At 42.4% G+C, this 13,078-nt stretch carries 9 protein-coding genes; 5 read left to right on the forward strand and 4 right to left on the reverse strand.

Annotated elements, in window-relative coordinates; translation table 11 throughout:
* The first annotated feature begins 31 nt into the window (after positions 1-31).
* The 4 genes from CJD36_RS15280 (at position 32) to CJD36_RS15295 (ending at position 6,950) form a co-directional block, all read left to right on the forward strand.
* Positions 32-2,017 carry a tetratricopeptide repeat-containing sensor histidine kinase gene (locus CJD36_RS15280; RefSeq protein WP_105040067.1) on the forward strand — a complete coding sequence of 662 codons (1,986 nt, stop codon included), beginning with the start codon at positions 32-34 and terminating at the stop codon, positions 2,015-2,017.
* Between the two features lie 83 nt (positions 2,018-2,100).
* Positions 2,101-6,120: a PAS domain S-box protein gene (locus CJD36_RS15285; protein WP_105040068.1), complete on the forward strand. Its 4,020-nt coding sequence runs from the start codon at positions 2,101-2,103 to the stop codon at positions 6,118-6,120.
* A 27-nt stretch (positions 6,121-6,147) separates the two neighbouring features.
* Positions 6,148-6,549, forward strand: coding sequence for a response regulator (locus CJD36_RS15290; RefSeq protein ID WP_105040069.1), 402 nt, complete (start codon positions 6,148-6,150; stop codon positions 6,547-6,549).
* A gap of 119 nt (positions 6,550-6,668) precedes the next feature.
* Positions 6,669-6,950, forward strand: a complete 282-nt coding sequence (locus tag CJD36_RS15295; protein WP_105040070.1) for a hypothetical protein — start codon at positions 6,669-6,671, stop codon at positions 6,948-6,950.
* A gap of 70 nt (positions 6,951-7,020) precedes the next feature.
* On the opposite strand, the gene CJD36_RS15300 is transcribed toward CJD36_RS15295, so the two are convergent.
* The gene (locus CJD36_RS15300) at positions 7,021-8,202 is read right to left on the reverse strand and encodes a THUMP domain-containing class I SAM-dependent RNA methyltransferase (protein ID WP_105040071.1); all 1,182 of its coding nucleotides are present in this window, start codon (positions 8,200-8,202) and stop codon (positions 7,021-7,023) included.
* Between the two features lie 367 nt (positions 8,203-8,569).
* Here CJD36_RS15300 and CJD36_RS15305 point away from each other — a divergent pair, with 367 nt between their 5' ends.
* On the forward strand, positions 8,570-9,166 hold the full coding sequence (locus tag CJD36_RS15305; RefSeq protein WP_105040072.1) for an alpha-ketoglutarate-dependent dioxygenase AlkB family protein: 597 nt from the start codon (positions 8,570-8,572) through the stop codon (positions 9,164-9,166).
* 165 nt (positions 9,167-9,331) lie between these two features.
* Here the strand turns inward: CJD36_RS15305 and CJD36_RS15310 are convergent, their stop codons facing one another.
* From CJD36_RS15310 to aspA, 3 genes are all read right to left on the reverse strand, one after another.
* Positions 9,332-10,672 (reverse strand): serine hydrolase domain-containing protein, encoded by a 1,341-nt coding sequence (locus tag CJD36_RS15310; RefSeq protein WP_105040073.1) that lies wholly within the window; start codon positions 10,670-10,672, stop codon positions 9,332-9,334.
* Positions 10,673-10,813: 141 nt separating this feature from the next.
* A complete protein-coding gene (locus tag CJD36_RS15315; protein ID WP_105040074.1) occupies positions 10,814-11,440 on the reverse strand; it encodes a pseudouridine synthase in 627 nt (208 codons plus the stop codon).
* Between the two features lie 167 nt (positions 11,441-11,607).
* Complete coding sequence (aspA, locus tag CJD36_RS15320; protein ID WP_105040075.1) at positions 11,608-13,017, reverse strand: aspartate ammonia-lyase; 1,410 nt, start codon at positions 13,015-13,017, stop codon at positions 11,608-11,610.
* Positions 13,018-13,078: the final 61 nt, after the last annotated feature.

A 13,078-nucleotide genomic window follows, 5' to 3' on the forward strand; every position in this document is an offset into this window, starting at 1 on the left:
TAGTTTATTATTGTGAAATAATTGATTAATAATGTGTTACAGAATATATATCCCACTATGTTTGTTTGCCTTGTTGCTGCTTTCTCCTCGCGCCGTTCTATCGCAGCAGAACATAGCTTCGATCACTGCCAGAATAAGTATTGCCAAAGAAGATACCGTTAAGTTGCGGCTGTATAAGCAGGCGGTAGAGTACTATAAGAAAAGGGTTCCTGATACGGCATACAGGTATGCAGAAGAAGGGTTAAATCTGTCTGAAAAACTTGGTGTTACTACAGATGAGGCATATCTGTCCGGTCAGCTTGGGTCTCTGGATAGAACCGCGGGAAGGATGGGACTTGCAAAAGTGAGGCTTCAAAATGCACTGGAGCTGTATGAAAGGGGAATAAATGATAAGCGGGCGATTGGATTGCTGAAGAATGAATTAGGTGTGCTGGAGGGTTTGCAAGGCAACTTCAACGAGGCTACCCGTCAATTTATATCTGCACTAAAGATCTACGAAGGATTATCGGATACGCTTGGTATAGTGCAGACCTACATAAAGCTAGGCACAGTAAATGACTACATGGAGAATCTTGATAAATCTCATCTCTATTGTACAAGTGCGTTAGCGCTTGCCCAGATCATTAAAGATACCATTGATATGGCCTACCTGTATAATAACATGGCTATAAACCAAGGTAAGCGAGGGAATTATGAGCAAGCGCTTAAATATTGTGAACTCGGGTTATCTTATTGTAACACACCGAGATTTGATGAGGTAAAGGTGCTCCTACTTTTGAATACAGGAATCATTTATAAGGAAAAAGGTGAAGAGGTGAGGGCTTTGGCTAATTTTAAACAAGCACTAACTATTGCCCGGGAGCACGATGTTCCTAACCTCCTGCTAAATATTGCCATGCTTGATAAAGCAACACCTCATGATCAAAAGATACCGTTACTAAAACAAGCACTTGCGATAGCACTGAAAAAAGATCAAAAAAATATTGTAGCCAATATATACGAGGTGATCTCGGATGTGTATGTAGATGAGCATAACTATCAGGCAGCCTATACTTATAAAGACAGTGCAAATGAAATCAGGCAGCAGATATTCACAGTTCAGAAAAATGCGGAGGTTGCTAATCTGGAGGCATTATATGAACTGGATAAATCGAAGCACAAAGTATTACAGCTTGAAGAGCAGAACAAGAACAAAAATTTTCAACGGAATGTAATGATAGCTATAGCCATAGTTATAGCTGTAGCCCTGCTGCTGTATAAGAGCTATAAAAAAACAATTGGCTTAAATAAAGAATTAAAAGCGGGCAAAGAGAAACTTGCTCTTGCAAACCAGGTGAAAGATAAGATATTTTCGATAATAGGACATGACCTGCGCACACCAACACATACCATCATTGGTATGCTCAAAGTGCTGGATTCTGAAGATCATGGTATGACACATGAAGAAGAGGCTAAGGTATTCAAGATGTTGAAGGAGCAGAGTGAAGCATCGCTGGAGACGCTCAATAAACTATTGTTATGGGGAAGCAGGCAGATAAAAGGTATCAGCCTTGAAAGGGAATTGTTCAACGTTAATGAAACAATAGAAAGTAACCTGAAATTACACCATGAAAATGCTATTGAGAAACATATTGACATTGTGAACAAGGTGCCAGCGGAAACGACAGTATATGCCGACATTTCTCATTTTGATTTTGTGGTGAGAAACCTGTTATCAAATGGGTTGAAATTCTCTAAAAACAGCGGAGAAGTGGAGATAGGCCTTGCCCCCAACAGCAACAGTGAATATGTTTGTTTTTATGTGAAGGATCATGGTGTAGGAATTAAGGCGGGGAATACCGCACATATATTTGGTTTGAATAGTACCAGCAGTCTTGGGACCAGCAATGAGAAGGGGACAGGGCTTGGATTAGTGCTCTGCAGAGACTTTGTGGAACTGAATGGTGGTAAGATATGGGTGGAAAGTGAAGAGGGTAATGGTGCTACATTTTACTTTACTATGAGAAAAAGGAATTAAATATATAAAAATGTCATTTTTGTTGTATATTATTGCAATATTAGGAATATGAGGGCGAGAGAGGTATAACAAAAACTATCATCATGAATGAAGACATAGATATTTATAAACAAATGGTTGCCGAGATAGAGGATTATGCCATTTTGTTTTTAGATAAGAGAGGCAATATCAGGAACTGGAATAAGGGAGCACAAAAAATAAAAGGCTATAGCTCAGATGAAATAATCGGTGAGAATTTTCGTGTGTTTTATTCACCTGATGATCAGGCAAAGGGCGTACCTGAGCAGATGATAAAAGAAGCATCCCTGATGGGTAAAGCTTCGGCCGAGGGGTGGCGAATAAGAAAAGACGGAACTGCTTTTTGGGGTAGTGTATTGATCACTGCCCTATTTGGAGATAGCAATGTACTAAAAGGATTTACGAAAATTACACGCGACCTTACTGAAAAGAAACTGGCAGAAGAAAATCTGCAAAAAATCAATGCAGAACTTGAGGCCCAAATAGAAATAAGAACCCGCGAACTAAACCTTACGCAGAACAGCTACCGACACCTTTTTATTAATAACCCAATGCCGATGTGGGTTATTGATGTTACCACCTTTCAATTTCTTGATGTCAATGATGTGGCAGTAGCCAGCTACGGATATAGCCGGGAAGAGTTTTTTGCTATGACGGCGGTAGAAATACGGCCTGATGATGAGCAGCTTGCTTTTATTGAAACGTCACATTCTCCATTGATAAATGCGAGTGAATACAACAGGGGCGTATGGCGTCATAAAAAGAAAGACAGTACAATTATTTACGTTGAGATATTTGCCTATAATGTTGTTTTTAATGACCGTATGGCTCGGCTTGTTATGTCTATAGACATAACTGCACGCCGTATGGCAGAAAAGAAGCTGGTAAGTAGTGTTAGGCATTTTCGCGCCCTGCTTGAAAATAGCTATGATTCTATTTCTTTGCTAGACAGTGAGGGTTGTATCAAATACCAGACACCGTCTGTAGAGCGAATGCTGGGATATGGTATTGATGAGATAATTGATACCAGTGAGTTTGACCTATTTCATCCTGATGATGTGCAGGAGGGTAAGAAGCGTTTTGAGATGGCTATTAGTAGTCCCGGGCGGCCGATATGGGGCATTTACAGGATGCGCCATAAAAACGGGTACTACATATGGGTGGAGGGTACGACAACTAATCTGCTTGACAATGAAAACGTAAATGCGATAGTCAATAACTTCAGGGATATTACTGAGCGCAAACTTGCCGGTGAATCGCTGAGCAAAAGTAAGAGAGAGGTAGAAAAAGTATACAGGGATCAGATACTGTTATCGGAGCGCTTATCTTCTATACTCAACGCGCTGCCTGCCAACATTGCCCTGTTAGATAATACAGGCAAGATAATGGAGGTGAATGATGCCTGGAGGCGATTTGCAGATGAAAATGGATTTATAGGCAACAGCTATGGGATAGGAGATAACTATATAATAATTGCCGAGCAGGCCGATGGAGTGGAAAGTGAAGATGGTGCAAGAATAGCCAATGCAATAAAAGCTATTCTTGCAGGGCATATTCGCGACTTTAGCATGGAATATAGGTGTGATGCTCCAGGTAAGGATAGATGGTTGAAAGTGATTGTTACAAAGGAAAATAATAGCGCGGAAAGTGGGATAGTGTTGATGCACTTGGATATATCGGAGCGAAGGGAAGCTGAGGAAAAACTGAGAAGTAGTGAGCACAAGTTCAGGGCGCTGGTGGAAAATAGTATGGATGCCATTGCATTGCTTAATGAAGAAGGTAGGGTCATGTATCAATCTGCATCGTCGGAAAATGTAACGAGCTATTCTGTTAAGGAGTTATTGGAAAATGAGGTATCGATCGTGCATCCTGATGATAGAGGGAAATTACATTCACTATTTGCGAGCACCATCCAGAACCCAGGTGTGCCGCAATTTAGCAGACACAGGATAGCGCACAAGGAAAAGGGCTGGATAGATGTAGAAGGCACGTTAACCAACCTTTTGAATGATAAAGATGTGCAGGCCATAGTTACTAATTTCAGAGATGTTACGGAGCGAATTCAGGCTGAACAGAGAATTACAAATGTTAACCGGCTTTATTCTGTTATCAGCCAGATCAATCAAACCATCGTTCACTCCGGTAGCGAGAAGGAGGTGCTGAGGGAGGCATGTCGTATAGCGGTGGAGTTCGGACATTTCAAAATGGCGTGGATAGGTATGCTGGATATACAAAACCAAACGCTGAACCTGGTTGAAGCAGACGGAATGCACCCTGAGGATGCTAATCTATTCCGGGATGTACATTACAAAGAAGTCGGACCGACAGAGCAAGTGCTGCTAACAGGAAAGTACTACGTGTGCAATGATATAGCTAATGCCGCGGACCTGGATTACTGGAAACCGTATGCAGCAGCCAGGGGTATACTATCCACCATGATCTTGCCGATCAAAAAGACCGGCAAGATCATTGGAATGTTTAATCTGTATGCGACAGAAACAAATCTTTTTAATGAAGATGAGATAAAGCTATTGCAAGAGGTTGCAGGTGATATTTCATTTGCCCTTGACGTATTTGAAACAGAAAAGCAAAGGAAAGAAGTAGAAGAAAGGCTTAAGCAAAATGAGTTCAGGCTGAATGAAGCACAGGAGATAGCGCACGTGGGGAACTGGGAAATAGACCTTATTACCAATACTCATTCCTGGTCTCAGGAAGCACAAAGAATAATAGGGTTTGTATCTGAGTCCGAACAGCCTGTGTTTGATACCTACCTGGCCAGCATACACCCGGATGATAAGGTGTCGGTAATGAAGATGATGAATGAGTCCAGGGCAACTTACCAAAATGCCTATTTCTATCATCGTATAGTAAGACCGGGAGGAGAGATTAGATATGTGTATTCTGAGAGTAAGTTTGAATTCAATGAGTTTAATGAGCCGGTGCGGCTGCATGGTATCATTCATGATATAACTAATGCCAAACATGCAGAAGATTCACTGGCACAGTCGGAAGAGAACTTGCGCCTTATAATGGATCTGATACCACAATGTATCTATGCCAAAAATGCAAATGGTAAATTTATATTTGTCAACAAGAGCTTTGCCAAATTGTATGGCTATTCACCAACTCAGCTCATCAGCAAGTCTATAACGGAATCGGAATCATTTAACAATGTAAATGACTTCATGCCGGAGCAGGATAGAGAAATCATATTTGGTGGAAACACTGCAGAGGTGCCCGAAGTACTCTTTACTGATCATGAGGGAAAGCAGCGTATATTCTACATCATCAAAGTACCCTATACACTGCCAGCAACCAGTGAGCGCGCTGTGCTGGGCATAGCACTAGACATTACAGAACGAAAGCATGCCGAGATGGAGCGCACGAAGATAATTGCCGATATTGTGCAGCGCAATAAGGATCTGGAGCAGTTTTCTTATATCATATCGCATAACCTGAGAGCACCCGTGGCCAATATTATTGGCATATCTGAAATTTTGAAAATTGAAGATCTGCCACTATTGGAAAATAATGAATTAATGGCAGACCTGTCAACTTCTATACAGAAACTGGATGCGGTAATAAAGGACCTGAACTATATCTTACAGGTGAAACAAGAGCATAATGAAAGCAGGGAATATGTTCTGTTCAACGATCTGCTGAGTGATATAAAACACAGCATCAGTCACATAATTGCCGGGGAACGCGTAAATATTAAAGGAAACTTTGAGGTGGTAGAAGGTATTACCACACTGAAGAGTTACCTATACAGTGTGTTCTATAATCTTATCTCCAATAGCATTAAATGCAGGCAACCAGGTGTTGCTCCGGTGATAGAGATTCGCAGCACGAAGAAGGATAAGAAGGTCGTTTTGACATTTAAAGACAATGGCCTGGGCATAGATCTGGTAACAAAAGGTGAGCAGGTATTTGGACTATACAAAAGATTTCACTATCATACAGAGGGAAAAGGAATTGGCCTGTATATGGTGAAGACACAGGTAGAAACACTGGGTGGCCGGATACGGGTAAATAGCGAGGTAAACAAGGGTACAGAATTTACAATTGAATTCGAGATCAATTAAACAAATTAACAGCTAGTATTCAGAAATATGACACAAACAGCATTGCCGGACTTCATGGTAATAGATGACGATCCTGTAAATAATAAGATATGCAGCATCATTATTAATAAACAATTTCCGGGCAAGCAAATAGATAGCTTTACCGACCCAGAAGCGGGGCTTGCATTTATAACAGCTAAATATGCCGTAGCGGATACGAATAAAGTAATACTGCTGTTGGATATAAATATGCCTGTATTAACAGGGTGGGATGTGCTGGACAGATTTGGTAAGATGGAGGATAGTATAAGAGACAGGTTTAAGATATTTATTCTCTCATCTTCAGTTGATCACTATGACAAGCAGAAAGCAAAGAATAATAAATTGGTATCGGGCTACATAGAGAAGCCATTGACCATAGCGGCTATAAAGAGCTTTTTTGAAGAATAATAATAAACTGAAGGCATACTTTAACTTTAATGATAGTACCGGCGGCATAACATTGATATATGCATGATGAGAATAAGACCCGAAGGCTATATTGCTGAGGGAAATATCAAATTGCGCATATGAACCAGGTACAGTTTTTTTATGACGATGAGTTGATTACTCTGCAGGAGAAGATAAATATGTGGCTGCAGGAAAATAAGGATGTTACTATCATTCAAACAAATCTGTCTTCATTGGGTAAGCCTAGCCCCAGAGCGGGTATAGTGAATACAGAAAAACATGTTTTTTATATATTGTACAGCGGGCGGAGTATGGTTGCAAAGCAAGAGTTGCAAGTTGCGGAGCAGGAGCTATCAACAACGATAATAAAAGATACCGGAACGGTTAATTTAACCAATTAATAGGGCGCTAAATAAAGAAGGTGCGGGAGGATAGCCTTCCGCACCTTTCCATTAAGATATTATTTTGTAATTATACCCGATCCTCAAACGCGGTTTTACGGGTGCCTTCGTACAGTTCATATTCCAGTAAGCGGCAGTCTATAGTACTGGTATAGAATTCTATTCGGCGCTTTGCTTTCAGTCCTATTTTCTTTGCAAGGTCAAGGTTGCCGGTAAAGACGTAACCAAAGTAACCACCACATTCCTTTTTCATATAGTCGCCTATGCGGGCGTATGTGGCTTCCAGTTCGGGTTCGTTACCCAGTCGTTCGCCATATTCCGGATTCATGAACATGACACCACCCTTACCTTTAGGGGTAGGGGTAGCTGCAAAATCGCAGATAGAAAATGTGATAAGATCGGCAACTCCCGCAGCTACTGCATTACGCTTTGCATTGGTGATAGCCATATCGCTGTAGTCGGTGGCAATGATCTTCAGATCGGGGACCTCTTTTATCTGGCGGTCCAATAGTTCCATTTCCTGCAGGTATATCTCCTTGTCATAGCCTTGCAGGTGCATGAATGCATAATAGAGCCTGAAAAGTCCCGGACGGGTGTTGGTAGCAATAAGTGCGGCTTCTATTGCTACTGTGCCTGACCCGCACATGGGGTTAACGAATGGTGATACCTTATCCCAGCGTGTTGCCATGATCGTAGCCGCGGCCAAAGCTTCCAGCATAGGAGCTCGCCCCGGTATCTTACGATAACCATGGCGTGCTAATGAATCGCCCGAAGTATCAATAAATAGCTCGGCCTGTTCATTTTTCCAGAAAAGGTGAATAACTGTGCCTATAAGGTCGGCGCCGGTGTTGGGGCGGTTGCCGCGCTTTTCCCTCATCCTGTCCACAATGGCATCTTTTACCCTAAGATTGGCAAACATGCTGTTGTTGATAGTGTCGTTCATTACGTTACTGGTAATGGAGAAGTAGCCGGGATCGGGGATGATGTTCTCCCACGGTAATGCCAGTACATTTTTATACACATCATCGGCATTGTCGGCAAAAAACTGCTTCAGGCTGTAAAGCACCTGGCTGGCGCAGCGCAGGTTAAGGTTGAGCTTAATGCAATCATTGATGGTGCCGGTGAGCCTTACGCCGGTAATGAATGTTTCATCTATTGTAAAACCCAATTCTCTTACTTCCTGTTCCAGATAGGGCGCAATGCGCTTGTGGCAGGTAATGGTAATGGGTGCTTTTGTAGTATATAAAGACATAATTGGCGGTAAAGGTAAAGTTTATAGTGGGATGCGTGAGGATAATAGGTAATTTAGTTGATAAAACTAATACTGATGAAGCGGGGTTGCGTGCCTGAGGCCCGCGTCAATTCGAGAGTATTTGTTGCTGGAACCCTTTTGCACCTAACGATACAAAGAAATAGATCTAAGTAAATTAAGTTGCTGAAAACGTGCGATACCTTCGGCATCGTACCAAAACTACTCTAATATTACTATAGACATGTGATGCCTTCAGCATCAGTACATCAATAACAATATCCTTAGGTCATTTACATAACCTAACGGCACAGTGCCATGGTTTTCTGGTTTTTAAATAACTTTATTGTCTATTAATTACAAGACCTCTATGCAGAGTCTCTTCTCGCCATTTCCACCCATGAACATTCTGCCCTTCGGTGGAGAGGCGATTTTATATGAAAACCTGTTTAGCAATGAGGAGAGTGACACTATTTATGAACACCTTGTTACAACAATACGGTGGAAGCAGGAACCAATAAAAATGTTTGGCAAGATGGTGATGCAGCCTCGGTTAACAGCATGTTACGGCGAGAGGAGCGTGGCATACTCGGGTATAACAATGGAGGTGCAACACTGGACAGAAGAGTTGCTGGCTATTAAGGGAAGGGTAGAAGAGAAAGCAAAAATGCTATTCAACAGTGTACTACTTAACTATTACCGCGATGGTAATGATAGCATGGGGTGGCATAGGGATAATGAGCGGGAGCTGGGTGCGCAACCGGTCATAGCTTCGGTCAGTTTTGGTGCCACACGTAAATTTCAGTTGCGTACCTATAAGGACAAGAGCGATCTTGTGTCGGTAGGATTAACGCCGGGTAGTTTGCTGTTGATGCAGGGAGAGAGTCAGCAGGTATGGGAGCATAGTTTGCCCAAGACCAAACATGCGGGTGGAAGGGTGAATCTGACTTTTAGGAGTATTGTTTAATTTGACAATTCGGCAATTTGACAATTATGAATAGATAAATTGAATGTGCGAATATGGAAATTGTACAAAACGAATCCGTCCCGTGGCAGTAGTGTTGCCTTTCGGCAAGCTCAGGGTGACACTACTGCGGACAACGTATAACTTCTTGCAGTGCCCAAATTTGGTCTATTTTTTGAAGCTATAAGAACCACCGCCTTGTTTTAGTGTCATTTCGTTTTTGGCGGCATCGAAGCTCATTTTTATGCCTGCTGCGGTGAATTGGAAATTTGTGTTGTCGATGGCTTCCAACGGAAATTCGCCCTGGCCGGTGGCCTGAGCATAGAGGGTGGTGCCTTTTACTGTTACCGTTATCTTCAATGGCATTTGTGCTGATGAATAAACACCTGCATAGCTATTAAGATCGGCCAGGGGAACCGCAATCGTTTTAAAAGTGGGTATCTCGTAAGGTTTGTTGAAGTATATACTCAGGGCCGCTATCATAATGTCATTGGTGCTCATTACTGTGCCGTTATTGCAATAGGCAATAGCCAGGCTGTCATCGGGGAAGTATGCCAGGCTGGATGAAAAACCATCTATACCGCCGGTGTGTCCGTAACCCTTTTTGCTGCCGAACGGCACCTGAAACACGCCCATGCCATAATGGTCGATCTGGGTTTTCATTTGTTCGAGACTTTCCTTTTTTATCAGCTTGCCTGTAAACAGCGCATCGATAAACATGTTGAGTTCGGTAGGGGAAGATAAGATAGCGCCTGCACCACCGGGAATGCTCATGTCGGTTTCCGATTCCTGCTCCCAACCTGTAGTAGATGTGTAAGAGTATGCTTCGTTTTTATCAGGATTTGTTTTACTGCCGTACACTGTGTTTGTCAAACCTATTTTAGCTGCAATACGTTTTTGCAATTCTTCTTTGTAAGTATGCCCTGTTACTTTTTCAATGATATAGCCAAGCAATACGAAGTTTGAATTGCTATAATCGGCCTTGCTGCCCGGTGTAAAATCTGAACCGCCCTTTATAATAATATTTACCATTTCGGCTTGGGTGTGTGGCCTTGTATGCCACAGCAGGTATTCACTATCGCTGGTGAAATTATGAATGCCACTATGGTGATTAAGCAAATTGCCGATCGTTATTTTCTTTGCATTTGGCACTTTAAGGAAGTACTTATCCAACGGTGTTTTAAGTGTTATTTTACCTTCTTCGATCAATTGGAAGATCATAACCGAGGTAAACATTTTACTTATAGATCCTATGCGGTATTTGGTAGCATAGTCGGCATGTGTTTTCTTATCGCCATTGATATAGCTGTAACCTATAGATTTTGTGTAAACCAACCGACCTTTTTTTGATAGTGCTATACTACCCATTCCTTTATTATTGCTTTCAATGGCCATGAACAGACTGTCCATCTTTGCTTTATTGAACGATTGAGCTGAAGCAACTAAGCTGATGCCTGCTGATAAACAAAGTGCAAGAGATAAAGTGCGAATGGTAAGATTATGTTTCATAAAATCCGGTTGTGAATATTATTGTTATAAGACGTGATGTGACCGTCACAAGTTACAAATTTGAGCAACTTATTGCGCCGATGTGTCCAGTTACCACACGACAATAATAATAGAAAAAATGATTTTTTTATAGCGTTAATGCTAGCTATTGAGTTTAGGTAATTGCCAGTTATTGATCTGCAATAATTTAAAAAATTCTGTTTCTTCTATTTCCTTAACGCAGCCGGGTTGCAGATCGCCCAGCAAGAGGTCTTCAATGGATATTCTTATCAGCCGTATGCAGCGGTGACTAACAGCAAACACCATCTTGCGCACCTGGTGAAACTTGCCCTCGGTAAGTGTGATGGTAAGCCATGTATGCGGTATATCGGGCCGCATTTTAAAGTTGCCTTCAAACAGTCCTTCCGGCATATCTACTATCTGCACATCGCAGGGTGGAGTGGTATAATCTACTCCGCCTTTTACTATTATGGTTACGCCCGTTCTTAGCTTTTCAAGCGTTTCCTGTGTCATACGGTGGCGCACCATTACCAGGTAAGTGCGCTCATGTGGGGTTTTGCTTTCAAAAAGTAGTTTGGTTACCCGTTTATTGGTAGTAAGTATAAGTAAGCCTTCGGAATGATTGTCGAGCCGGCCAATAGCGTGTATACCTTCGGGGAAATCAAAATCAAGATCGCCCAGTAAGCCTACATCATCGGGGCTAACGAATTGGGAGACCATGTTGAATGGCTTGTTGATGATATAGTATTTGTAAGGAGAGGGCGACATTGTTTATGAAATTTGTTACGCCCCTTCAGGGCTTGGTATTATCCTGCTTTGATACCCGTGGATTCACCCCGGGCTAATGTGTTTCGCCCTTTCACGGCTTGACTTCTGTAACCTAATTGTTCCAAAAGATATTAAATACGGAGGCCATTACGACCTCCGTTAGTCATTTATTGATTGATGAATTTGGGGTGAATGAGATTTTCTATGCAGTAGATCTCATCCCACTTTTCCTGTGTTATCAGTTGTCTTTCGGTGACAGCGATATCATGAATTGACTTCCCTGTTGCCAATGCCTCTTTGGCAATGGCTGCGCATATTTCATAGCCGAGAATTGGGTTAAGCGCAGTAACGATACCAATGCTGTTGAGCACCATGTTACGGCAAACTTCCACATTGGCCGTAATACCCTTTACGCACTTTTCTGTCAGCGTGTTTATGGCATTGCCCATGTACTTAAGAGAGGTGAATAGGCTAAAAGCTATGACAGGTTCCATTACATTCAGCTGCAGCTGGCCGGCTTCGGCAGCCAGAGTGATCGTAAGATCTGTACCTATTACGTAATACGCTGTCTGGTTAACGACTTCCGGTATAACAGGGTTTACCTTGCCAGGCATAATAGATGAGCCTGCCTGCATACGTGGCAGATTGATCTCGTTAAAGCCGGTACGTGGACCTGATGATAACAGGCGTAGGTCGTTACAGATCTTAGAGATCTTGATAACGCTGCGCTTTAATGTACCCGATATCTGTACATAGGCACCTGTATCGGAGGTTGCCTCTATAAGGTCTTCGGCCAATGTAATTGGGAGCCCTGATATTTCTGCGAGGTATTGAGTACATAGTTCAGGGTAACCTTCAGGGGCATTGATGCGCGTGCCGATAGCTGTTGCGCCCATGTTGCATTCCGTAATAAGGTTTCGGGCTTCCTGCAGGCGCCTTACATCTTCACCAATAGTTGTAGCGAAACCATGAAACTCCTGGCCCAGCGTCATAGGGACTGCATCCTGTAGTTGGGTTCTGCCCATCTTCAAAACGTCGTCAAATTCTTCACCTTTAGCAGCAAAAGCAGCCTGTAGGGCTTCTATGTCTGCTATGTATTCGTCTATCTTACGATATAGAGCTATTCTGAAGGCGGTAGGGTAAGCATCGTTGGTAGACTGAGAACAGTTGACATGATTGTTGGGATGCAGGTGATCATAGTCTCCCTTGTTGTAGCCCATATGCTCTAACCCAATGTTGGCTATAACCTCATTTACATTCATGTTGATAGATGTGCCTGCTCCGCCCTGTATGAGGTCTGTAACAAACTGGTCCTGGTATTTTCCTGCTATTAGTTCATCGCAGGCGAATATTATGGCATCGGCAATTTTCGGGTCCAGCACACCGCAATCGCGGTTGGCCATGGCTGCTGCTTTCTTTACAAACCCGAAAGCCTGTATAAATAATGGTTCATTAGCATTAGTAATGCCCGTGATATTGAAGTTCTCTACTGCTCTTAAAGTTTGTACACCGTAGTATGCATTGTTGGGTATTTCCTTCTCTCCAAGAAAATCATGTTCTATCCTGTATTGACTCATAACAGATCGCTGCAAATTTTAGTTTAGTTATTAAAGAGTATGAAACGGTGATGGAGGGCGG

Origin of the sequence: Flavipsychrobacter stenotrophus (assembly GCF_002954265.1) — a bacterium.
Lineage (GTDB): Bacteria > Bacteroidota > Bacteroidia > Chitinophagales > Chitinophagaceae > Flavipsychrobacter > Flavipsychrobacter stenotrophus.